The organism is Micromonospora terminaliae (genome assembly GCF_009671205.1).
Taxonomy (GTDB): Bacteria; Actinomycetota; Actinomycetes; order Mycobacteriales; family Micromonosporaceae; genus Micromonospora; species Micromonospora terminaliae.
Map to the genome: position 1 here is coordinate 5,196,843 of NZ_CP045309.1, position 21,990 is coordinate 5,218,832.

A 21,990-nucleotide genomic window follows, 5' to 3' on the forward strand; every position below is an offset into this window, starting at 1 on the left:
CCGCCGACGGGCCGGAACGGCCCGCCGGCGCGGCGGCGGTGGTCAGCTCGCGGCGAGCGCGGCGTCGGAGGAGAACACCAGGCCGACGCTGGCCGCACCGGTCTTCAGGGCGTTCTTGGTCTGCGGGCCGCCCGCGTCGAGCGAGCTGAACGAGCCCGCCTTGAAGTCGTAGACCTCGACGAGGCCGGCCTGGCACTTCGGCCGCTGCGGGCACTCCGGCGGGCCGGCCAGCACGGTGGCGGTGCCGGAGCACTTGGCCGCCAGGTCGGAGAGGGTGGCGACCTGGTACTTGTCGGCGAAGGCCGTGGTCACCGCGAAGGCGTTCTGGTCCTGTGCCTGGGCGGGCTGGCCGAAGCTGATGCCCACCTTGTCGCCGGCCGCCTTCAGCGCGCTGACGGTCTTGTCCAGCTCGGGCGAGGAGACCGGCTGGGCGTTCTTGCCGTTGGCCTTGGTGTTGAGGAACTCGGCCATGGTCGCCGCGTATTCGGGGACGACCTGGACCTGGCCCTTCTCCAGGGCCGGCTCGTAGAGCTCCCGGTTGCCGATGGTCTGCACCTTGACCTGGTAGCCGGCCGCGGTGAGTGCGATCTTGTAGAGCTCGGCGATGGTCTGGCTCTCGCTGAAGTTGCCGGCGCCGACCGTGACCTGGCCGCCGGGGCCCTTCTCGACGCCGTCGGTCAGGCCGTTGGCGTCGGCGAACTCCTTCGCCGCGACCTGCGGGGTCTTCCGGTCGACGTCGACGGCCCGGTTCAGCTCGATCAGCTTGGGGGTGTCGAGCTTCGCGGAGACCTTGTCGAGCGCCGCGACGAGCTGCGGCGTGGCCGCCTTCGCGTTGAGCGCCGGGATGACGTTGTCGGTGTTCTGGAGCTTCTTGTCGTCGGTGAGGACCTTGAGCTTGTCGCCCGCCACCGGGGCGCAGCCGGCCCCCGAGGCGCCCTGCTGGGGCGCGTCGGTGCCGGAGGAACCGGCGCCACCGCAACCGGTGAGGAAGGTCGCCGCGGTGAGGACGCCGAGCGCCCCCACGGCCAATCGTGAACGTGCGTGCATCAGTGCCCGCCTTCCGTGTCCCGGCGCGACCCGTCTCGGGCCGGCCGCGTGTCCGACGGGCGGTCCGATCGAACGCCCGCGTCTCCAGCCAATATCTTCCAGAACCGACCGACAACTCCGAGCGGGATTCGTCACCTGATCGTCACCCCCGAGGGGTTCAGGCCCCCGCCGTCGCGTCGGCCGCCCGCCGGTTCGCCGCGCGCCGGGCCCGGCGCAGCGGGCGCGGCGTGACCGCGCGCTCGACCAGCGCGAGCACCCCCTCGACGAGCAGCGACAACCCGGCCACCAGGACACCACCGGCGACGATCTGGCCGCCGCCGGCCGCGATGTCCAGCCCGAAGCCGGCCCGGATGATCTGCCCGAGCCCGCCGCCGTTGACGAACGAGGCCAGCGCCGCGGTGGCCACCACCTGGACGGCGGCGGTGCGGAACCCGGCCGCCAGGTAGGGCACCGCGAGCGGCAGCTCCACCCGGCGCAGCACCTGCCCGCCGGAGAGTCCCATCCCGCGCGCCGCGTCCCGGGCCTCCGGGTCGGCCTGCCGTACCCCCGTGTACGCGTTGGCGAGCAACGGCGGCACCGCGAAGACCGCGAGCGCGACCACCACGGCCGGCCGGCCGAAGCCGAGGAAGGTCAGCGGCAGGATGGTCAGCAGGGCCAGGGTCGGGATGGCGAGTGTGACGTTCGACACCAGCAGCACGAGGCCTCCGCCCCGGCCGCTGTGGCCGAGCCAGAGCCCGATCGGCCAGGCCACCAGGCAGCCGAGCAGCACGGCCAGCGCGGACATGCTCAGGTGCTCGCCCAGCCGGTCGAGGATGCCGCCCGGATTCGTCCAGTTGAGCGGGTCGTTCAACCAGACGACCGCCTGCTGCACCGGGTTCATGAGTTCCGTCCCCGCAGCCAGGGGGTGAGCAGCCGGCCGACGCCGGCCAGGATCAGGTCGAGCACCAGCGCCAGCAGCACGCAGAGCACGGTGCCGGTCATGATCTCGGCCTTGTAGAAGTTGTTCTGGAAGCCGGCGAAGATGAGCTGGCCGAGGCCGCCCCGGCCGACCACCACGCCCACCGTGACCAGCGCCACCGTGGAGACCGTGGCCAGGCGTACGCCGGTGAGGATGCCGGGCAGCGCCAGCGGCAGCTCGATCCGGAACAGGCGGCCCCAGCGGCCGTAGCCCATGCCCTCGGCGGCCTCGCGCACCTCGGGCGGCACCTGGTTCAGCCCGGCCAGCGCGTTGCGCACGATCACCAGCAGCGCGTAGAGCGCCACCACGGTGAGCACGGTGATCGCGCCGATGCCCAGGTAGGGCGCCAGGAAGGCGAACAGCGCCAGCGACGGGACCGTGTAGAGCACCCCGGTCAGCGCCACGATCGGCCCGGCCAGGGAGCGGAACCAGTACGCGGCCACCGCGAGCGGCAGCGCCACCAGCGCCGCGATGAGCACGGCCCGGGCGGTCAGCCAGGTGTGCTCGCGCAGCGCGGCGAGGATCGTGTCAGAGTTGTCCCGCACGTACTGCCAGGAGAACCACGGGTTACCCGGCGCGGCCCGGTAGCTCAGGTGGAGGGACACACGTGGACGTTACCCCGGGTGCCGGACACGGCGCCGCCTCGATCACGCTGGAGCGCATCCGCAAGCGCTACCCGGACGGCACGGAGGCGGTGCGCGAGCTGAGCCTGGAGGTGAAGGCCGGCGAGCTGGTGGTGCTGATCGGCCCGTCCGGCTGCGGCAAGTCCACCGTCCTGCGCATGATCAACCGGCTGATCGAGCCCACCGACGGGCGGATCCTGCTCGGCGACGACGACGTCACCCGGGTCGACCCGGTCACGCTCCGCCGCCGGATCGGGTACGTGATCCAGAACGTCGGTCTCTTCCCGCACCAGACCGTCGCGGCCAACGTGGCCACGGTGCCGGGGCTGCTGGGATGGCCCCGGGAGCGGACCCGGGCCCGGGTGGACGAGTTGCTGAAGCTGGTCGGGCTCGACCCGGGGCAGTTCGGCCGCCGCTACCCGCACGAGCTGTCCGGCGGCCAGCGGCAGCGGGTCGGCGTGGCCCGCGCGCTCGCCGCCGACCCCGTGGTGCTGCTCATGGACGAGCCCTTCTCGGCCGTCGACCCGATCGTCCGGACCCGGCTCCAGGAGGAGTTCCTCCGGCTCCAGGCCGAGCTCCGCAAGACCATCGTGCTGGTCACCCACGACCTCGACGAGGCCGTCCGGCTGGGCGACCGGATCGCGGTGCTCTCCGAGGGCGGTCGCCTGGAGCAGTACGACACGCCGGCCGCCGTGCTCGGCTCTCCCGCCTCGCCGTTCGTGCGCGAGTTCGTGGGCGCCGACCGGGGCATCCGCAAGCTGGCGGTGACCCCGGTGACCCGGGAGGTGCTCGACCCGCTCCCGGCCGACGGCGGGGCCGGCCTGCCGACCGTGCCGCTCGGCGGCTCGGCGTACGACGCGTTGGGCGGTTTGCTCACCTCGGGCGCCGAGCACGCCGTCGTCACCGAGAACGGCCGGCCCGTGGGCCTGCTCAGCCGCGCCCGGGTGCTGGGCCTGGGCGTGCTGGACTGAGCCGTCCGGCCGGGCGGGCTAGGCCCGGCCGCCCAGGCTGGCCAGGCCGACGATCCAGCCCGCGAAGAAGCCGTAGGTGACGCCGGTGCTGGCCGCCTGGAAGGCGGCGAAGAGCGAGCCGTGCGGCCCGAGGAGGGTGGCCAGCAGGGCCGTGCACCCGCCCGCCAGCGCGTACGCGCCCCAGCCGGAGAAGAACTGGCTGCCCGAGCTCTCCACCCGGGCCACCTGCGGGCCGGGCAGCAGGTAGAGCAGCGCCGCGGCCAGCACGATCAGCAGGATCGCCCGCAGGTTGGTGGCGAGCACGCCCTGCGCCGGGTCGTCGGCGTGCAGCCGCCAGGCCGGCCAGGCGAGCAGCCGGAGGAACCAGCCACCGGCCCCGGTCGGGTCGGTGTGGTCCTGCACCCAGCCCACGTAGACGGGGCTGCCGCCGACCGCGACGAGCAGGAGCACGGCGAGCGTGCCGGTGCCGGCGGCCGTGCCGTAGGGGGCCACGGTCCGGGGGCGGTTGGTGAGGGCCATGGAGCGGTCAGTTCCCGGGCCGCCGCGCCGGGCAAACCTGCGTACCCGGGAAACCGCCGGGGGCCGGCGGGTGGTCACCGCCTAGTGCTTCAGCAGGTAGTCGATGAAGGCGGCCCGCAGCAGCGGCGTGGACTCCTGCTCCTCGTAACCGTGCCCGGTCATCTCCCGCCACAGGGCGTTGGCCTCGTCGATGATCGGCCCGATCGAGTTGGGAGCGCCGTCCAGGATCGCGGCCTCGTCCGCGTTGGGCATGTGCCGCAGCACCGTCCAGAAGAACTCGATGTCGCGGCGCTCCCGGGCCAGGTGGAACGCCTGCTCGCGCAGGTCCTCGGTGGAGAGCTTGTCCAGCTCGTCGAAGGTACGGCCGCCGGGGGCAGGAGTCTCCGTCATGCCGCCGAGCCTAACCGGCGAGATCAGCTCCGGCCGGACGGACGCGACCCCCGCGCCGTCAGCGGTCCCCGGCGTCCCAGCGGCGCGGCTCGCTCTCCCAGCGCGGCGACTCCCACGAGTCGACGGTGTCGGTGCTCCGCACCGGCAGCACCGAGGGCCAGGCGTCGGCCGGGTCGGGCGGAGGCGTCAGCGCCCAGCCGGTGCTGATCGCGCCGTCGCCGCCCGGCCCCGCCGGGCCGCCCGGTACGGCGTTCGGTGCCGCCGGCCGGGGCCGGCCGAACGTCTCGACCAGCCGGGTGACCAGCAGACCGGCGCCGAGGGTCGCCCCGCCCACGGCCCACCGGCTGAACGTCCAGTCCTGCGCGACGGCCCAGGCCAGGAACACCTCGACCGTGCATACCGCCAGCAGGGTGCCGAAGATCCCGCCGCGCCGGCCGTACGCGCTGGTGCCGCCGAGCATCACGGCGCCGAGGGCCAGCACCGACCAGTCGAGCCCGGTGGCGGGGGCCACCGGACCGTCCCCGTTCGCGGCGATCAGCACCCCGCCGAGCACGGCCAGGATCGTCGAGGCGATCAGTGCCAGCGCGGTGACCGTGGCCGCCACGGCACCCCGTCGCCGGGCCGGGTCGTCGACCGGCCGGAACCGTCCGACCAGCCGGCGGACCGGTTTGATCGCGCCGAAGAGCCCGCCCAGCACGGCCACGGCGGCGAAGCCCACGAAGAGGTAGAGGGCGGTGCGCCGGGGATCGTAGCCGCCCTGCACCACCACCGGGGTGGTCCGCCGCTCGATGTACACGATGACGCCGGCCGCGCCGGCCAGACTGGCCGCCCAGCCGGGCACGTGCAGCACCACGACGGCCAGCGCGAGCGCCAGCCCGCCGACCGCCGCCACCACCAGCGCCGGGAGCAGCGCCTCCCGCACGCCCCGGTCGCCCTGCTCGGCGAAGTGCAGCGCGGCGGCCAGCGCGACCGGCCCGATCGCCAGGTTCACCGCGGCGGCGCGCAGGCTGAGCCCGGCGGCCAGGGTGAGCAGCCCGAGCCCGGCCACGTCGACCAGCAGCGTCTTCAGGGCGTTGCCACGCAGCGCGTCCGCGTCCTCGCGCCAGAGCAGCCAGGTCACCGCGACCAGCCCGAGCAGCAGCAGGAACTCCCAGACCACGTGGACGGCGATCCGGTCCCGGCCGGGCTCCCCGTGCGAGGGGTCGTCGAAGACGTTCTCCAGCACGGCCGCGGGCACGCCGGACGACGTCTCCACCGGCGCATTCCGGCCCGTCTCGTCGTACGCCATGGCCCGCGCCTCCCACGTGGCCAGCCGAGCGGTCCGACGCGCGGGCGGACCGGCGGCGGCCGTTGCTCTCCGGTCGCCAGGCACGGTACCGGCGGGGACAGGTGCTGGGAACCCCCTGTTCAGAGGCGGCCGCGCGGAGTCTCCCGGTCGCCGGGCTCGCGATCCTCGTCGTCCTCCTGCTCGGGGACCCGGCAGGACCGCTCCAGCCACAGCGCCGCCGCGACCAGGGCGAGCGAGGCGAGCAGGCCGGCCCCGCCGGCCGGCCGGTCGTCCGCGGCGGCGTTGGTCGGCTCCAGGAAGAGCCAGCCGGTCAGCCCGGCGTAGAAGCCGGCGAAGATGGCGCCGGCCAGCGCGGACGCCTTGGCCAGCGCCACGAACCGGGCGACCAGCAGCGGATTCACCGGGCCCCGGCCGGGACGCCGCTCGATCCGCGCTCGGGTGTTGACCGCCGCGTACGCCTCCAGCACGGCCAGACCCGCCAGGGTGACCACCGGCAGCCAGGGCAGGTCGGGGGCCGACCCGTAGAAGCTGCTGATCAGCAGCCAGGCCACCGCGGCGGCGGCCAGCGCGGCCACCACCAGCGTGGAGATCCGGGTCGGACCCATCCGGAAACGGTCGGGGTCGCGCGGGGACTGCGCCTGGCTCATGCCGTCCGGCTCCACAGGGTCATGTGTCCGACTCTAACGCCAGATCGGGGCGCGGACTGAGTTCCAGCGCGTCGGAGGCCAGCGGCTCGGCGTTCAGCAGGTCGGTCAGCCAGCCGTGCCCGGGCAGCCGGCCGTGCGGCTCGATGTCGATCCACGGCCGCAGCACGAAGGCGCGCAGGTGGGCCCGCGGGTGCGGCAGGGTCAGCTCCGGATCCGCGCTGTGCACCGGCTCCCCGGCCGCGTCCCAGACCGCGATCACGTCCACGTCCAGGGTGCGCGGCCCGTACCGCCGCTCCGGGTCCCGGGTGCGCCCGGCCGCCGCCTCGGCGGCCCGGGCCCGCGCCAGCCAGTCGCGCGGGGTCGCCGCCGGGTCCCCGGCCAGCAGCGCCGCGTTGAGGTACGCGGGCTGGTCGGCGTCCCCCCACGGTGGAGTCTCGTAGACGCCGGAGACCACCAGCACGGTGTCGCCGAACGCGGCCACCGCGGCGCGCAGGTGGGCGAGGCGGTCGCCCAGGTTGCTGCCGATCGACAGCACGGCCCGGCTCATCGGGTACGCCGCATCGTCACCGCCACGTCCCGGAAGGTGTGCGGGATGGGGGCCTCCGGCTTGTGCACGGTGACCGTCGCGGCCGCGACCAGCGGTTCGGCCAGGCAGACCGCGAGCAGCCGGTCGGCGAGCGTCTCGATGAGGTTGACCGGCTCGCCGGTGACCACGGCGACCAGCTTCTCGGCCAGCTCGCCGTAGTGCACGGTGTCGGTCACCTCGTCGGAGCGGGCCGCCGGGGCCAGGTCGAGTTCGAGCACCGCGTCGACCACGAACTCCTGCCCCTGTGCGCGTTCGAAGTCGTAGACGCCGTGCCGGCCGTGCGCGCGCAGGCCGGTCAGCTCGATCCGGTCGGTCATGGCTCTCACTCCTCGGTGGTGGGCCGGGCCAGGCGCGGGCGGCCGGTGGCCCGCCAGACGGCGAGCGCGTCGGCCGTGCCCCGGACGTCGTGCACACGGACCCCCCAGGCGCCGGCCGCCACGGCGAGCACGCTGGTGGCGACGGTGGCCGCCTCCCGCTCCGCGGTCGGCCGGGGGTTGCCGTCGGCGTCGGCCAGCAGCCGGCCGAGATAGGACTTGCGGCTCGACCCGAACAGCAGCGGGAAGCCGAGGTCGACCAGCTCGGGCAGGCGGGCGCTGAGCTCCCAGTTGTGCGCGGCGGTCTTCGCGAAGCCCAGCCCCGGGTCGACGATGATCCGGTCGGCGGCCACCCCGGCGGCCAGGGCCTCGTCGACCCGCTCGCTCAGCTCGGCCCGTACGTCGGCCACCACGTCGGTGTACCGGGCCAGGTCGCGCATCTCGCGCGAGTGGCCCCGCCAGTGCATCAGCACCCAGGGGCAGCCGGCGTCCCGGACCACCCGGGCCATGTCCGGGTCGGCGAGGCCACCGGAGACGTCGTTGACCACGTCCGCACCGGCGGCGAGGACCGCCTCGGCGACCCGGGCCCGGCTGGTGTCGATGCTGACCGGGATGCCGGCGGCGCTCAGCTCGCGGATCACCGGCAGCACCCGGGCGATCTCGGTGTCCGCGTCGACCCGGTCGGCACCCGGCCGGGTCGACTCGCCGCCCACGTCGACCAGGTCCGCGCCGGCGGCCCGCAGTCGCACTCCGTGTGCGACGGCGGCGTCCAGGTCGGCGTATCTGCCGCCGTCGGAGAAGGAGTCGGGCGTGACGTTGAGGACGCCCATCACCACCGGGGCCTCCGCCCGTACCAGATCGGTCACGGACCCGACAGTACCGGTCGCCAACAGGGCTTCCGGTGGCCCGGGCAACCCCGTCGGACGACGCCCCTGACGTGCCCATTGGAACAGGTGTACGATCGGTCTTCGCGTCCGTTCCGGGTCGACTCTTCGCGGGTTGTCGCAAAGGTAACCGGGCCGTACGCTTTGGAATTGCCCAGCATTGAGATGGCGAAGCCTGGAGGGAGGGCCGAAGCGGGAAGAATCCCCCCAAAGCTCACCACTCTGCGTGGTGGGTGAAGAACGCAGCGTCGCCGACGCTGTGTGCAACGAGCACCATCCCGCCAGGCTTTGCCCACATGCACCACCGCGGCGCCGCCGGCCGCGACCTTGGGGAGGTTTTCAGTGATCGCCATCGAGCTCATGGGGACGGCGTCCGCCGCCGTCGACCACGCGCTCCACACCCTGGCGTCGACTCCACTCGCCGAGCCGGCTCCCAAGGGCATCGACACCAGCGGCGTCGTCTCCTTCTTCGCCAGCAAGATCGCGCCGATCCTGCTCGCGGTGCTCGGCGTGATCTTCATCGGCCGGGCCAGCCGGGGTGAGATCTCCAAGGTGCTGACCAGCTCCGCCATCGCGATCATCGGGCTGGCCTTCATCGCCGGCGCGGCGACACTGTTCTTCGTCGGCGACTACCTGATCAAGCTGATCTTCGAATAGGGCGTTGGGCGACGATGCGGCTGCGCACCGACGACGACATCTACCGGGCACGCCTCGTCTACCTGGGGCCGCCCGGGTACACCCTTCCCGTCCACCTGCCGTACGCCCAGTACGGCCTGTTCATGCTGCTCGTACCCCTCTACATGTTCATCCACTGGTTGTTCACGCTCCAGGTCGAGCTGTTCCCCGCCTGGGAGATCTCGCTCGCCATCGTGACGACCTCGTTCATCTTCCGGTACGTCGACCCGGACCGGCCGGCGCGCATGGTCATCCGGACCGCGCTGACGGACTGGCGACGCACCCGGGAGCCGGCCGCCGAGCAGCGCGACCCGCGCCTCGTCGCGAGCCGGATCAGGATCCGGGAGGAACTGGCATGACCGGGCGTACGCCGACGGCGCAGACGAACGACGCGGGTGAGGCGGTCGCATGAGTCGCTCTTCCACGCCGGGTTCCCCGGCCGGACGTCCGGCCGGGCCCTACGGTAACCGTGCGCGATCGTTCGACTACCCACCGGACGAGGAGCTGGACGAGGCCACCCTCGACCCAGCGCTGGTGCCCAGCCCCCAGCACGGTCGCGTCGGGGTCTTCCAGCCGCCCCGGCCGCTGGCGCCGCGCGGCACCGAGCAGCGGGAGCCGGTGGTCACCGACAGCGGCGACATCGACTCCCCCTTCCTCGACCTCTTCGGCGGCGCACAGCCCCGGGTCCGCCGCCCGGCGAGCCCGCCCGCCGGCCCGCCGGTCCCGGTCGAGCCGGTGGTGGCGCCGCCCCGGCGCGGCGTCGGCCGCGACGCGCTGCCCATCCCGCACCAGCACACCGAGCCGGCCCTGCCGCCCCGGGCTCTCCCGTCCCAGCACGCCGCGCCGGTCGAGCCGGTCGAGTCGCCCCTGCCGGTCCCGCACCAGCACGTCGCTCCGGTGGAGCCGGTCGAGCGGCCCCTGCCGCCACCTGCCCTGCCGGCTCGGCCCGAGGACGAGCCGCCGGCTGCCCGATTCCGGGAGAGCGCGCCCGGCGTCCGCCCCGTGGGCCGGCCCCGCGCGGCGGTCGAGGCCGCCCACCCGACGGAGCACGCCGCTCCCGAAGCGCCGGAGCAGCCCGCCCTCGAACCGGCGCCGGCCACCCGCACCCGGGTGCCGCACCAGGTCGGCGACCGGCTCCCGGCGCTCCGGTCCACCGTCGAGCCGGAGCAGGCCGAGCCGGAGACCCCGGCCGAGCGCCCCGCCCGCCGGCGCGACCGGCGGAAGGCGGAGCTGCGGCCGGAGGCGCGCGAGCTGGCCACGCCGTCCGGCCGGGAGGTGGCCCCGCCCCGGCAGCGGTCCCCGGAGCGCGGCGGCAAGCCCGCGAAGCCGGTCCGGGTCAAGGCCCCGAAGATCAAGTTCGGTGACCGGGACCCGTCGGTCGAGCTGGCCATCACCGAGATCGCCGGCCACCTCACCTTCACCCCCAACACGGTCACCGCCTGGTACTGGCTGCCCGAGGTGCGCTGGGCGTTCCGCCCCGACGCCGAGCGCGAAGCGCTGCTCTCCGCGATCTCCGAGCAGTACGCCGGCCTCGCCGGCTTCCGGCTGCACCTGCGCCGCACCACCCGGCCGTTCCCGGCCGACGAGTGGGCCCGCACCATCGACGCGCACACCGCCGCGCCGCTGCCCGACGTCCCCGGCACCACCGGCTGGGCCGACCACCTGGTCGCGGCGCAGCGGCACCTCATGGCGGTCAACCACGCCGAGGGCCAGACCTACCTGGGCGTCACCTTCGCCCGCCGGTCGCTCGGCGACTCCCTCACCGAACGGCTGCTGCGCACCTTCGGGCGGGGCACCGCCGACGGCGAGCGGCGCCGGCTGGGCCGCACCGTCGAGCAGTTCGACGAGGTACTCGGCGCGTTCGGCATGCGCGGCCGCCGGGTCACCGCGCAGGAGCTGGAGTGGCTGCTCTACCGCTCGGTGGCGCTCTGCATGGCCCCGCCCGGCGTGCTCTCCCCCATCACCAACGGCCGGTGGGAACGCGGCGACCTGCTGGCCCTCACCGAGCAGGTCGAGCGCTACCGCACCCCGTACGGCTCCACGGTGAAGCTGGTCAACCGGATGACCGGCGAGGAGCGGCACGTGGCCGTGCTCGCGGTCGGCCGGATGGAGCCGCTGGAGATCCCCGAGCGGCACGAGCCCTGGCTGCACTTCCACGAGCGGCTGCCCTGGCCCATGGAGCTCTCGACCCGCGTCGACATCCTCGGTCCCGGCGACTCCTTCCGGAACCTCGAACACCGGCTCCGGATGATCCGGTCCCAGCAGCTCGACTACGCCGAGCACGGCATCGACGCGCCGCCCGAGCTGGAGCGGCTGGCCAAGCGGGCGCTGGTGATCGGCGACGAGATGACCACCGGCCTGCCGGTGGACTCGGCCCGCGCGCACGGCTGGCACCGCATCGCGGTCGGCGGCCGGACCCGCGAGGAGTGCCTGGAACGGGCCCGCCGCCTCATCCAGCTCTACCAGCGCGAGCTGCGCATCTCGCTCCAGCACCCGAAGAACCAGGATTGGCTGGCCCGCGAGTTCATCCCCGGCGAGCCGATCGCCAACACCGGCTACGTCCGGCGGATGCCGGTCAACCTGCTCGCCGCCGCGCTGCCCCAGGCCGCCTCCACGGTCGGCGACCGGCGTGGCGACCTCATCGGCCGGACCGCGGGCACCTGCCGTCGCCCGGTGTTCCTCGACCTGCACTTCCCCATGGAGGTCCGCGAGCGCTCCGGCCTCGCCGTCTTCGTGGCCGAGCCGGGCGGTGGCAAGTCCACCCTGCTCGGCGCGCTCGGCTACCTGGCCGCCCGGCGCGGCGTGCAGGTGACCCTGCTCGACCCGTCCGGCCCGCTGGCCCGGCTCTGCGCCATGCCCGAGCTGGCGCCGTACTCGCGGGTGCTCAACCTGACCGGCTCGGAGCAGGGCACCCTGGCCCCGTACGCGCTGATCCCCACGCCGCTGCGCAGCGAGTTCGGCACCGGGGCGGCCGGCGACCGGGAGTTCGAGATCGCGGTGTCCAACGCCCGCGCCGAGCGCCGGATGCTCGTGCAGGACATCTGCATGATGCTGGTGCCACCGCAGGTCGCCCGGGAGGCGTCCACCGCGACCCTGTTCCGGCACGCCGTACGCCAGGTGCCGGCCGAGGAGACCTCCATCCTGGACGACGTGGTCGCCTGCCTCCAGGGGCTCGACGACGACGCCGGCCGGGAGCTGGCCAACCTGCTCCTCGACACCGCCGAGATGCCGCTGGCCATGCTCTTCTTCGGCCGCCCGCCCGAGGGGCTGCTCGGCGCCGACGCGGCGCTCACCGTGATCACCATGGCCGGGCTCCGGCTGCCCGACCTCAAGATCGAGCGGGAGTACTGGTCGGCCGAGGAGGCGCTGGCCCTGCCGATGCTGCACACCGCGCACCGGCTCGCCGTTCGCCGCTGCTACGGCGGCTCGATGTCCTCCCGCAAGCTCGTGGGCCTGGACGAGGCGCACTTCATGGAGGGCTGGCGCTCCGGCCGGTCGTTCCTGGTCCGCCTGGCTCGCGACTCCCGCAAGTGGAACCTGGCCGCGCTGGTCGCCTCACAGAACCCGAAGGACATCCTCGGGCTCGACGTGCAGAACCTGGTCTCCACCGTCTTCGTCGGCCGGATCGCCGAGGACACCGAGATCGCCTCCGAGGCGCTGCGGCTGCTCCGGGTGCCGGTCAACGACGGCTACGAGGCCACCCTCGCCTCGCTGTCCCAGGCCGACAGCGGCTCGGCCGCCCGGCTGGGCTTCCGCGAGTTCGTCATGCGCGACGTCGACGGCCGCGTGCAGAAGGTCCGGGTCGACGTGTCGTACGTCGACGGGCTGCTGGAGCACCTGGACACCACCCCCGCCGCGGTCGCCCAGGCCGCCGGGCAGCTGCCGACCGTCCTGGCTGATCTGGAGGCGTGACATGGCAAGGGCCTGTGTCAGAGTCCCCGGTCGAGCCGAGGCGGAGTCCAGGCGGCGTCCGGCAAGCCGGAATTCCGTTCGGATACCGGTGTTGTATCCGAACGGAACTCCAACACGGCCGGTCGCCGTCTGGGTCCGCCGCAGGCCGGCCAGGGACTCTGACACAGGCTCTCGGGCCCGGGCACGGATCGCGGCGCTCCTCCTCGCCCTCGGCCTGTTGGCCGGGGCCACGATCGCCTGGCCCCTGGTCGGGGCGACACCTGCGTACGCCGCCGTGCCGGCCGCCCAGGCCCGGGCCGAGCTGTGCAGCACCAAGGAGTGGCAGGCGGACTTCCGCGCCTGCGTCGCCAAGCTGAAGGCGGTGAGCGAGGACCAGGTGGAGTGCCGCAACGCCCCGGTGCCCGGCGCTCCCGACTCCGGCCTGGCCGGATGGTTCGCGTCCCGGCCCGACTCCGCCAAGCAGCCCGGCCCCAAGGGCCTCTACAGCGACTACGGGTACGCCGGATACAGCTACACGACGTACGACGTCGACGGCGGCTGTGCCTCCTCGGTGCTGCATCCGGACTACCGCTTCACCACCATGGTGGCGAACGGCGAGTTCATGTTCGCCAACGCGATCATCGGCGCGTCCAACGCGCTGCGCGAGCGCGCCTGGGACCCGCGGACCATGTGGGGCTGGGCGGACCCGCTGGTGGAGCAGGCCACCAAGGCCGTCTACCAGAAGGTGTTCAGCGTCTTCGGCATCATCACCATCTGCGTGGTCGGCCTCTACCTGCTCTGGCGCTCGCGCCAGTCGGACATGAGCAACGCCATGACCACGGCCGGGTGGGCCATCCTCGTGATGGTGGCGGTGACCGCCCTGGCCGCCTGGCCGGTCAAGTCGGCGAACATCGCCGACAACACCCTGATCACCACCCTCGGCGTGGTGCACGACGCGGTCGGTCCAGCCTCGAGAGACACGCCACCTGGGCAGTGCGACGATCCGAACCCCGCGGCGTGCAAGGACCACCGGCCACCTGCCGTGCGGGCCAGCGACACCGCGACCGAGACAATGCTCTACCGGAACTGGCTGCGCGGCGTGCTCGGCTCGGCCGACAGCGAGACCGCCAAGAAGTACGGCCCGGCGCTCTACGACGCCAAGTCGCTCTCCTGGGAGGAGGCGGAGAAACTCCGGCAGAACCCGGCGACGCGCGAGGCGACGATCAAGGCCAAGCAGCAGCAGTGGGCACGGGTGGCCGAGCAGATCAAGTCGGAGGACCCGGAGGCGTACGAGTACCTCCAGGGCGTCCGGGACATGGACCGGGTCGGGGCGGGCTTCATCGCGGTGCTGGCCTCGCTGCTCTTCGCCATGTTCGACCTGACCGCCTCGTTGCTGGTACTGCTCGGCTTCCTGATCTTCCGCTGGGCGGTGATCGCCGCCCCGATCCTGGGCACCGTCGGGCTGATGCGCCCCGCGAGCGCCGGCCTGCGGCGACTGGCCAACGCGGTGGTCGCCGCCGTGTTCAACATCGCCATCTTCGGCACCGGCGCGGCCATCTACCTCTTCGCCGTGGACCTGATCATGAACACGCCGACCCTGCCCGGCTGGCTCCAGGTGGTCCTGGTCTGGCTCTGCGGCGTGGTCGGCTGGCTGCTGCTCCGCCCGTACCGGCGGATCACGCAACTCGGCGGCAAGGACAGCAGCGAGGCGGTCAGCTCGGCCGGCTCCTGGCACCGGCGGTTCTTCCGGGACATGCGGATCGCCGCCCGGCTCGACGTGGCCGAGCCGGGTGGCACGGCCGAGCCGGCGATGGGCCGGCGACGCGCCGTGACGGCCGACCAGCGCAGCCTCCGGCCCGAGGCCCGGCACGAGGATCCGGCGCACAGCGTGGTCGGGCGGGACCGCCCCGACGGGCGGGAGCAGCCCGACGAGGTCCCGGCGGCCGAGCGCCGGTCCGGCCGCCCGGCTGCGCCGCGACCCCGACGGGCACCGGCGAGCTGGACCGGTCCGGACGTGCCCGAGGAGGCGCCCGCCTTCACCGTCTACCGGCCGGATTCGGCCGACCGTTCCCCGGCGCCGAAGCCGGCGCCGCGGGTCCGCTCCGAGGCGCGGTGAATCCGGTGCGGCGGGCGCTAGAGTTCCTGGTCACCCGGGTACTGCGGTCCCGGCTCGGCGTCGCGCTGGTGATCGCCGTCCTGGTCTTCGGCGTGATCGGCGCGGCCCGGCTGGTCTCCGGTCCGGTCGACGCGACTCGCGGTCTGAGCACCCGTCCGAGCGAGCCGATCAGCACGGTGGACCCGCATGCCGGTGACGACGGGGTGCTGGCGAGCCCGCCGACGGCGGTCGCCCCGGAGCGGCGACCGGGCGAGGCCACCCCGGAGCAGACCGCGAGCCGGTTCACCACGGCCTGGTTGACGGGCCCGGGCAGCACCGCCGAGGCGTGGCGGTCGCGCCTGCAGCCGCTCTCCACGCCGGCGCTCGTCGAGAAGATGAGCGGCGCCGACCCGGAGACCGTGCCCGCCCGGCGGGTGACCGGCGCGGTGACCCTCCGGGCGCGGACGGAGTCGTTCGTGGAGGCGCTGGTCCCGCTCGACGACGGCCGCCTCCGGCTCGAACTGGTGGCGCCCGACGGCCGGTGGCTGGTGGACGCCGTCGACTGGGAGCGGCCGTGAGCGCGGCGGCGGGGGTCACCGCGCCGGTACGCCGCAAGCTGCGGGTCGGGGTGCTGGTCACCGCGGTCACCACGGTGCTCACCCTGCTCTGCTGCGTGGGCGGTGCGGGGGCGTTCCTCCTCACCGAGCTCGGCGGGGACCAGAAGGACGGCGTGCTCGCCGGCCTGAACTGCGACCCGGCCTACCAGGTCGACCTCACCGGGGACATGCCGCGCTTCACGGAGTACGGCGACGGCCAGCTCCGCAACGCCGCCGTCATCATCAAGGTCGGCCAGGACCTGAAGGTGCCCGCCCGCGGCTGGGTCATCGCGCTGGCCACCGCCATGCAGGAGTCCGCGCTGCGAAACCTTGCCAACAGCAAGGTTTCGGCGTCGCTGGCCCTGCCCCACGAGGGCGTCGGCGCCGACCACGACTCGCTGGGTCTGTTCCAGCAGCGGCCCGGGTGGGGCAGCGTCGAGCAGCGGATGACTCCGTCCTACACCGCGCGGAAGTTCTACGAGAAGATGGTCACGGTGCGGGACTGGCAGCACCGGCCGCTCACCGAGGTGGCGCAGCGGGTGCAGGTCAGCGCCTTCCCGGACGCCTACGCCAAGCACGAGGATCTGGCCGGCCGCATCGTGGACGCCCTCGCGGGCGGGGCCGCCCGGACCGTCGAGATCGCCGGCAAGGCGGTCTGCGACGCCGCCGCCGGGGCCCGGATCGCCGCCTCCGGCTGGACCGCCCCGCTCCCCGGCGGCGTCGTCTCCGCGTTCCGCACGGCCGAGCGGCCCAGCCACAACGGGGTCGACCTCGCCGCCGGCAAGCGCACCGAGATCCACGCCGCCTCCGCGGGCCGGGTGCTGGTGGCCCGCTGCGATCCCGACCACTCGGGCAAGCGCGACTGCGACCGGGACGGCTGGCCCGGCAAGGGCGGCTGCGGCTGGTTCGTCGACATCCTGCACGCCGGCGGCTACATCACCCGCTACTGCCACATGATCGAGCGGCCCCGGGTGGTGCCCGGCCAGTCCGTGGCGGCGGGCGAGGTGATCGGCCTCTCCGGCACCAGCGGCAACTCCTCCGGCCCGCACCTGCACTTCGAGGTGCATGTGGAGGGCGACCGGTCCAGCCGGGGCGCGATCAATCCGGTGCCGTTCATGCGGGCCCGGGGCGCCCCGGTGGACGGGACCGCGTGAGGCGCGGCGGCACATGAGCAACCCACTGCCCGACCCCTTCGCGGACCACCCCGACTGGGCTCCGCAGCCACCCCGCCCGGTCGAGATCGTCCCGGCCACCGGCCGGATCGAACTGCGCGGGCGTCGCGTGCTGGTCGGCCTGCCCGGCCTCGGCTGGCGCGGTGACCTGCGCGCCGACGAACGGGTGGTGCAGGGCAGCCGAACCTACGTGCCGGTCATCCCGGAACACGAGTGGTATCGCGCCGAGTCCGAGCAGGTGGAGGTCTTCGCACCGCTGGTGCCGCTGGAGCGGGTCTGGGTGGAGACTGTGGGCGAGCGACGGCCGTCGGCGGGGCCACCCGAGCCGGGCCTCCGGCTGGTCTCGCTCGACGCCCCCACCCGGCGCCCGCCCACACCGGTCTTCGAGGCCGACGCGGTGACCGGCCGGCGCGTGGTGCACGTGACCGGGTCGGTGGAACAACGGGACCTCCGCGCGGTCACCGAGACCTACTCGGGCGCGGACGGGGACATCTGCGTCCGGGTGGCCCCGGAACTGGAGTGGTACCGGTGGGCCTGGCGCGGCCAGCCACCGACCACCCTGGAGGTGCCGGTGCACCTGCTCTGGCTGGAGTAACTACTCAACCGATCTTGCTGCCACCGCAGACGCGCCAACCGTCCCGCTCGACCACACGGAACTGCCACTCCTCGCGACGGCTGCTGCGGGTCTGCCCGTTCGACGAGCCGGAGATCGTCAACGTGGTCGTCACCAACTCCGCGTCGTCGTCCTTCGCCTGGGTGAGCGGGCCCCAACTGACCCGGACCACGACGTTGAAGTTGGCCTCTCGCTGTTCCACTTCGGCCCGGAGAGCCCGGATCGCGTCTAGGTCGGCACCAGACGTGCAGGAGAACTCTTGCGCCTTGGTGTCGTTGCGGTCCACCAGCAACGCCCGGAGGTAGTTGTCCACGACCACGTCCGGGGCGCTGCGGTCGGGTGCCGTCGCCCGGTCGTACAGCACGAATCCGACGAGACCGCCGCCGACGCAGACCAGCGCCAGCACCCCGGCGACCACGGCGAGCACGGTCCGCAGCCGCCGCTTCGGGCGTACCGGCGCCGGAGCGGGCGCGGGCGGCGCCAACTGCTCGGGCGGGGTCCGCTGCGCCGGTACGCGGGAGACCTGGGAACCGGCGGGGGGCTGCACTGATTCCACCTCCTGAGGCTATCGGCTGCACGGCACGTACCCAATGCCTCAGAACTGGCGGATCGTGGCGAACCGCCGGGCGCGGCCGGCGCGTGAGCGTGTTCACCGACGAGCCGGGCACCGCGCCGACCGACATCCCGGAGGACGGCCCCCGGCTGGGATACCGTCACAGCCGGGGAGGAGTGTCGGCCTCGGGAAGAGAGGTGGACGGTGGCGAGTCCGAAGGCGCGCGCCGGCCGGGCCGCCGCGCTGCACCGCAGGGCCGAGGCCACCGCTACCGCGGCGGCCGGGATCCTCGACGAGATCCGGCCCGCCCCCGCCGATCACCACCGGCAGTACGAGCTGGCCGAGCGGCTGCGTGCCGCGGCGGCGGTCGCCGCGCCGGGCTGGGCCGGGGAGCCGCTCGAGACGTTGGCCCCGACGACCGCGCCGGGAGACGGTCCGCCCGCCTTCGTGCGGGTCGGTGTCGCCGCGCCACTGGACGACGCCCGGTTCCCCGCGCTGGTGCCGCTGCTCGGCAGTGGCCATCTGAGCGTCGACGCGGACGCCGGTGACCCGAGGGTGGCCGGGCTGCTCCGGGCCCTGCTGCTGCGGCTGTTCGCGGCCAGCCCGGCCGGCGCCCTGCTGGCCCGCGCGGTCGACGGCGGCTCGAGGGCCACCTTCGCCGGTTACACCGCGCTGGCCGACGCGGGCCTGCTGCCGCCGCCCGCCACCGACCTGGGCGGGTTCCGGGCGGTGCTGGCCGAGGCCGAGCAGTGGGTGGCCGCCGGCACCGCCCGCCAGCGCGGGCACGACCGGACGCTGCTGCTGGTGGTGGCCGCCCTGCCCGACGGGGCCGCACCGTCCGATTTCGACCGGCTCGCCGAACTGGCCGACCAGGGTCCCCGGGCCGGGCTGCACCTGGTGGTGGCCGGCTGGCCCGCCGGTACGCCGCTGCCGCAGGCCACCCCGCTCGCGGTGCGCACCGCGTACGCGCTGGTCGGTGACCCTCCCGCCACCGCGTTCAGCGGTCCGGGTGCGGACTCGCCGGGCGGGCTGAACTCGCCGGTCTTCCTGGACGAGGATCCGCCCGAGGAGCTGGTCGCCGGGGTGTGCCGGCGGCTGGTCCGGCAGATCGAGGACGGCTCCCGCCTGGCGCTCACCGACCTGCTGCCGGACGGCGACCTGTGGGCGGAGGGCTCGGTCGACGGGCTGACCACCACGGTCGGTGACGCCGCGGGGCGGCCGGTGAGCCTGGGCTTCACCGAGCTGACCCCGCACTGGCTGGTCAGCGGCCGGTCACAGGCGGGGCGCTCGGCGTTCCTCACCGACGCGCTCTTCGGGCTGGCCGCTCGCTACGGCCCGGACGAGCTGGTCCTCTACCTGGCGGACGTCGACGACGGCGAGTCCTTCGTGGAGTTCCTCCAGACCGAGCGGGACCGGTCGTGGGTGCCTCAGGTCCGGGCCGCCGGGATGGCCGCCGACCGCGAGTACGTGGCCGACCTGCTCGGCGAGCTGGAGGCAGAGCTGCGCCGCCGGGAGGAGGCGGCCCGGCGGGCCGGCGGGCAGCGCTACGCCGAGCTGCGCCAGCACCAGGCGCTGCCCCGGATCGTCTGCGTGATCGACAACTTCCCGCTGCTGCTGCGCGACCGGGACCGGCTCGCCGCCGACCTGCTGACCCGGCTCGACGGGCTGGCCCGCGCCGCCCGGTCGTACGGAATCCATCTCGTTCTGGCCGGCGAGGGCGACCTCGGCATCGGCGGCCCCCGCGATCCGCTGCTCGGTCAGTTCCCGGTGCGCGTGGCGCTGCCCGGCGGCTCGGCCGTGCTGGAGCCGACCAACGACGCGGCGGCCGGCCTACCGGTGGGCAGCGCCGTGGTGAACACCGCCGGTGGGCTGGGCGGTCCGCGCGGCGCGACCCGGGGCCACGAGCGGATGATCCGGTTCCCCGACCCGCACGAGGACCCGGCGGTCCTCGCCGACCTGCGGCACCGGCTGTGGTCGGCCCGGCCCGAGGGGGCCGCTCCGCCGGTGGTCTTCGCCGGGTTCGCCCGCCCGCTGCTCGCTAACGACCCGCGGCACCGGGCCGCGCTGGCCGGGCGGGCGCACGCGCCGGCGGCGCTGCTCGGCCGGGCGGTGGACGTCCGGCGTTCCACGGTGGCCGTGCCGCTCGGGCCGGCCGCCGGCCGGAACCTGGCCGTGCTGGGCCGGGACGACGAGGCCGAGCGACTGCTCGGCACGGCGGTCCGCAGCGCGGCGGCCGCGCACCCGGGCGCGGCGCGGTTCGTGCTGGCGCCGCTGGCCAACGGGTCGGCCGAGCCGGCCGGGGTGCTCGCCGCCGAGCTGGCCGGGCGGCACCGCGTGGAGATCGTCGACGTGACCGGGCTACGGGCGGCCATGGCGGCGGACGAGCCGGGCTACCTCGTGGTGTTCGGCCTGGACGTACCGGACGCGAACGAACTGCCGCCCGACCTGCTGCGGGCGCTGCTGCTGGAGGGGCCGCCCGCCGGCCGGCACCTGCTCGGCTGGTGGCGCACGGTGGCGCCGCTGGCCGGGCTGCTCGGCCCCGAGGGCGAGGTCGACAAGCTCACCGCCGTGGTGGTCACCGACGTGCCCGGCGCCCGGCTGGAGCAGCTCTTCGACCGGCCGGTGCTCTGGCGGCCCCGGCCGGGCCGCGCGGTGCTCTGGGACGGTCCCGGCGAGCAGGGCACGGTCCTGGTGCCATTCGGTGAGGGCTCGTGAGCGCGAGAACTGGGGAGGGATCGTCGTGAGTGACACCGGCACGGCGGTGCCCGCGCCCCGGTCCGGCGGCCCGACCGTCGACCTGGACCCGGCCGGGGCGGCCTGGGCGGACTACGTGGCCGCCGCCCGCCAGCTCGACGGCGTACGGCGGGCCGCGGCGACCGCCGCCGGTGAGCAGGCCCGGTCGGTGGCGGCCGCCCGCGAGGAACTGACCGCGGTACGCGAGCGCCTCGCCCCGCAGCAGTCCCGGTTGCGGGAGCTGGGCGTACCGGCGATCTCGCTGGTGCCGACACCGCCCGAGGTGTCCGAGGCGGCCCGGTCGATGGCGGCCGGGCCAGCGGCGGTGCTCGCCGCGCTGCGCACCGCCCGGGGCTGGGCGGACGCGGCGGACGACAGCCTCGCGACGCGCGGCCTGCCCCGGTTGGCGCGCTGGCCGGCGCACCCCCGCAACCTGCTCGTCTACGGGCCGCTGGCGTTCCTGGTGCCGCTGGTCCAGCTCGCGATCTTCCTGGCCACCGGCACCGGCGCGGTCACGGTGCTCGCGCTCGTGGTGGGGCTGCCCCTGCCGGCCGTCGCGTTCATGCTGGGCTGGCTCGCGGTGGGGCGGCTGTTCCGGCCCCGGCCGGCCGACCGCGTGGACCGGACGCCCCGCTTCGGCGCGCTGGTCTGCCTGGTCCCGGCGGTGCTGACCACGGCCGGCCTGCTGCTGGCCATGCTGGCCGGCTGAGCCGGACACGACAGCGGGCCCCTCCCGAGGGAAGGGCCCGGTGTCGGTGCGATCAGCGCGGGATGATCAGGGCCATCGCCTCGGCCCGCGACTTCGCGTCGTTCTGGAGCGTGCCCCGGACCGCCGAGGTGATCGTCTTGGCGCCGGACTTCTGGATGCCGCGCATCGCCATGCACATGTGCTCGCACTCGAGCACCACCACGACGCCGCGCGGCGCCAGCTTGGTCATCAGCAGATCGGCGATCTGCGAGGTGAGCCGCTCCTGCACCTGCGGGCGCCGGGCGAACACCTCGACCAGCCGGGCCAGCTTGGACAGGCCGGTGATCCGCCCGTCCGGGCCGGGGATGTAGCCGATGTGGGCGCTGCCCCGGAACGGAAGCAGATGGTGCTCACAGAGGCTCATCACGTCGATGTCCCGGACGAGCACCAACTCCTCGTGGTTGGCCTCGAAGGTGGTGCTGAGCACCTGCGCCGGGTCCACCCGCAGACCGGCGAACAACTCCGCGTACGCGCGGGCGACCCGGGCCGGCGTCTGCTGGAGACCGTCCCGGTCCGGGTCCTCGCCGACGGCCACGAGGATCTCCCGGACCGCCTTCTCGATGCGGGCCAGGTCGACGCTCTCCTCCACCGGACGCCCGGTCAGCTTGCCGCTGATCAGGCGCGCGGCGACGTAGTCGAGCGCGTCGTCCCCGTCGGGCTCGGTCGCGGAGACGGCCAGCTCCCGCT

General features: G+C 74.5%; 22 protein-coding genes. 10 read left to right on the forward strand and 12 right to left on the reverse strand.

Annotated features, from left to right (window positions below):
• Positions 1-42: 42 nt before the first annotated feature.
• The 3 genes from GCE86_RS23895 to GCE86_RS23905 all read right to left on the reverse strand — a co-directional run bounded on the left by GCE86_RS23895 (position 43) and on the right by GCE86_RS23905 (position 2,610).
• Positions 43-1,047: a glycine betaine ABC transporter substrate-binding protein gene (locus GCE86_RS23895; RefSeq protein ID WP_154229001.1), complete on the reverse strand. Its 1,005-nt coding sequence runs from the start codon at positions 1,045-1,047 to the stop codon at positions 43-45.
• A 157-nt stretch (positions 1,048-1,204) separates the two neighbouring features.
• Entirely contained in the window at positions 1,205-1,927 is a 723-nt protein-coding gene (locus tag GCE86_RS23900) for an ABC transporter permease (RefSeq protein WP_154229002.1), read from the reverse strand.
• Entirely contained in the window at positions 1,924-2,610 is a 687-nt protein-coding gene (locus GCE86_RS23905) for an ABC transporter permease (protein WP_154229003.1), read from the reverse strand. Before GCE86_RS23905 ends, GCE86_RS23900 begins: the two co-directional genes overlap by 4 nt.
• A gap of 2 nt (positions 2,611-2,612) precedes the next feature.
• Between GCE86_RS23905 and GCE86_RS23910 the strand changes: the two genes are divergently transcribed.
• Complete coding sequence (locus GCE86_RS23910; RefSeq protein ID WP_154229004.1) at positions 2,613-3,599, forward strand: ABC transporter ATP-binding protein; 987 nt, start codon at positions 2,613-2,615, stop codon at positions 3,597-3,599.
• 18 nt (positions 3,600-3,617) lie between these two features.
• Here GCE86_RS23910 and GCE86_RS23915 read toward each other — a convergent pair whose 3' ends face one another.
• The 7 genes from GCE86_RS23915 to folP all read right to left on the reverse strand — a co-directional run bounded on the left by GCE86_RS23915 (position 3,618) and on the right by folP (position 8,209).
• The gene (locus tag GCE86_RS23915) at positions 3,618-4,118 is read right to left on the reverse strand and encodes a hypothetical protein (RefSeq protein ID WP_154229005.1); all 501 of its coding nucleotides are present in this window, start codon (positions 4,116-4,118) and stop codon (positions 3,618-3,620) included.
• Between the two features lie 81 nt (positions 4,119-4,199).
• Entirely contained in the window at positions 4,200-4,508 is a 309-nt protein-coding gene (locus GCE86_RS23920; RefSeq protein WP_154229006.1) for a hypothetical protein, read from the reverse strand.
• Positions 4,509-4,566: 58 nt separating this feature from the next.
• Positions 4,567-5,796: an ABC transporter permease gene (locus GCE86_RS23925; RefSeq protein WP_154229007.1), complete on the reverse strand. Its 1,230-nt coding sequence runs from the start codon at positions 5,794-5,796 to the stop codon at positions 4,567-4,569.
• A gap of 119 nt (positions 5,797-5,915) precedes the next feature.
• A complete protein-coding gene (locus GCE86_RS23930; RefSeq protein ID WP_420846506.1) occupies positions 5,916-6,401 on the reverse strand; it encodes a DUF3180 domain-containing protein in 486 nt (161 codons plus the stop codon).
• A 61-nt stretch (positions 6,402-6,462) separates the two neighbouring features.
• On the reverse strand, positions 6,463-6,990 hold the full coding sequence (folK, locus tag GCE86_RS23935; RefSeq protein WP_154229009.1) for a 2-amino-4-hydroxy-6-hydroxymethyldihydropteridine diphosphokinase: 528 nt from the start codon (positions 6,988-6,990) through the stop codon (positions 6,463-6,465).
• The gene (gene folB / locus GCE86_RS23940) at positions 6,987-7,346 is read right to left on the reverse strand and encodes a dihydroneopterin aldolase (protein WP_148430943.1); all 360 of its coding nucleotides are present in this window, start codon (positions 7,344-7,346) and stop codon (positions 6,987-6,989) included. Before folB ends, folK begins: the two co-directional genes overlap by 4 nt.
• Before the next feature lie 5 nt (positions 7,347-7,351).
• Positions 7,352-8,209: a dihydropteroate synthase gene (folP, locus tag GCE86_RS23945; protein ID WP_154229010.1), complete on the reverse strand. Its 858-nt coding sequence runs from the start codon at positions 8,207-8,209 to the stop codon at positions 7,352-7,354.
• A gap of 360 nt (positions 8,210-8,569) precedes the next feature.
• Here folP and GCE86_RS23950 point away from each other — a divergent pair, with 360 nt between their 5' ends.
• The 7 genes from GCE86_RS23950 to GCE86_RS23980 all read left to right on the forward strand — a co-directional run bounded on the left by GCE86_RS23950 (position 8,570) and on the right by GCE86_RS23980 (position 17,251).
• Positions 8,570-8,884 (forward strand): hypothetical protein, encoded by a 315-nt coding sequence (locus GCE86_RS23950; protein WP_148430941.1) that lies wholly within the window; start codon positions 8,570-8,572, stop codon positions 8,882-8,884.
• 14 nt (positions 8,885-8,898) lie between these two features.
• A complete protein-coding gene (locus GCE86_RS23955) occupies positions 8,899-9,261 on the forward strand; it encodes a hypothetical protein (protein WP_091267032.1) in 363 nt (120 codons plus the stop codon).
• A gap of 49 nt (positions 9,262-9,310) precedes the next feature.
• A complete protein-coding gene (locus tag GCE86_RS23960) occupies positions 9,311-12,814 on the forward strand; it encodes an ATP-binding protein (RefSeq protein ID WP_154229011.1) in 3,504 nt (1,167 codons plus the stop codon).
• 187 nt (positions 12,815-13,001) lie between these two features.
• Positions 13,002-14,909 (forward strand): MraY family glycosyltransferase, encoded by a 1,908-nt coding sequence (locus GCE86_RS23965; RefSeq protein WP_154230645.1) that lies wholly within the window; start codon positions 13,002-13,004, stop codon positions 14,907-14,909.
• Positions 14,906-15,466, forward strand: a complete 561-nt coding sequence (locus GCE86_RS23970; protein ID WP_154229012.1) for a hypothetical protein — start codon at positions 14,906-14,908, stop codon at positions 15,464-15,466. The genes GCE86_RS23965 and GCE86_RS23970 overlap by 4 nt, the downstream gene beginning before the upstream one ends.
• The gene (locus GCE86_RS23975) at positions 15,463-16,638 is read left to right on the forward strand and encodes a M23 family metallopeptidase (protein ID WP_154229013.1); all 1,176 of its coding nucleotides are present in this window, start codon (positions 15,463-15,465) and stop codon (positions 16,636-16,638) included. Before GCE86_RS23970 ends, GCE86_RS23975 begins: the two co-directional genes overlap by 4 nt.
• A 13-nt stretch (positions 16,639-16,651) precedes the next feature.
• A complete protein-coding gene (locus GCE86_RS23980) occupies positions 16,652-17,251 on the forward strand; it encodes a hypothetical protein (protein ID WP_154229014.1) in 600 nt (199 codons plus the stop codon).
• A gap of 4 nt (positions 17,252-17,255) precedes the next feature.
• On the opposite strand, the gene GCE86_RS23985 is transcribed toward GCE86_RS23980, so the two are convergent.
• Entirely contained in the window at positions 17,256-17,816 is a 561-nt protein-coding gene (locus GCE86_RS23985; protein ID WP_154230646.1) for an Rv0361 family membrane protein, read from the reverse strand.
• A 210-nt stretch (positions 17,817-18,026) separates the two neighbouring features.
• Here GCE86_RS23985 and GCE86_RS23990 point away from each other — a divergent pair, with 210 nt between their 5' ends.
• Entirely contained in the window at positions 18,027-20,537 is a 2,511-nt protein-coding gene (locus tag GCE86_RS23990; protein WP_154229015.1) for an FtsK/SpoIIIE domain-containing protein, read from the forward strand.
• 25 nt (positions 20,538-20,562) lie between these two features.
• Positions 20,563-21,264, forward strand: a complete 702-nt coding sequence (locus GCE86_RS23995) for a hypothetical protein (protein WP_154229016.1) — start codon at positions 20,563-20,565, stop codon at positions 21,262-21,264.
• A 52-nt stretch (positions 21,265-21,316) separates the two neighbouring features.
• On the opposite strand, the gene folE is transcribed toward GCE86_RS23995, so the two are convergent.
• On the reverse strand, positions 21,317-21,982 hold the full coding sequence (gene folE, locus GCE86_RS24000; protein WP_091267005.1) for a GTP cyclohydrolase I FolE: 666 nt from the start codon (positions 21,980-21,982) through the stop codon (positions 21,317-21,319).
• Positions 21,983-21,990 lie beyond the last annotated feature (8 nt).

Excerpts from the sequence above, each read along its gene's own strand:
- GCE86_RS23895 (WP_154229001.1), bottom strand. The coding sequence starts at position 1,047 with ATGCACGCACGTTCACGATTGGCCGTGGGGGCGCTCGGCGTCCTCACC.
- GCE86_RS23900 (WP_154229002.1), bottom strand. The coding sequence starts at position 1,927 with ATGAACCCGGTGCAGCAGGCGGTCGTCTGGTTGAACGACCCGCTCAAC.
- GCE86_RS23915 (WP_154229005.1), bottom strand. The coding sequence starts at position 4,118 with ATGGCCCTCACCAACCGCCCCCGGACCGTGGCCCCCTACGGCACGGCC.
- GCE86_RS23920 (WP_154229006.1), bottom strand. The coding sequence starts at position 4,508 with ATGACGGAGACTCCTGCCCCCGGCGGCCGTACCTTCGACGAGCTGGAC.
- GCE86_RS23925 (WP_154229007.1), bottom strand. The coding sequence starts at position 5,796 with ATGGCGTACGACGAGACGGGCCGGAATGCGCCGGTGGAGACGTCGTCC.
- GCE86_RS23930 (WP_420846506.1), bottom strand. The coding sequence starts at position 6,401 with ATGGGTCCGACCCGGATCTCCACGCTGGTGGTGGCCGCGCTGGCCGCC.
- folK (WP_154229009.1), bottom strand. The coding sequence starts at position 6,990 with ATGAGCCGGGCCGTGCTGTCGATCGGCAGCAACCTGGGCGACCGCCTC.
- folB (WP_148430943.1), bottom strand. The coding sequence starts at position 7,346 with ATGACCGACCGGATCGAGCTGACCGGCCTGCGCGCGCACGGCCGGCAC.
- GCE86_RS23955 (WP_091267032.1), top strand. The coding sequence starts at position 8,899 with ATGCGGCTGCGCACCGACGACGACATCTACCGGGCACGCCTCGTCTAC.
- GCE86_RS23960 (WP_154229011.1), top strand. The coding sequence starts at position 9,311 with ATGAGTCGCTCTTCCACGCCGGGTTCCCCGGCCGGACGTCCGGCCGGG.
- GCE86_RS23980 (WP_154229014.1), top strand. The coding sequence starts at position 16,652 with ATGAGCAACCCACTGCCCGACCCCTTCGCGGACCACCCCGACTGGGCT.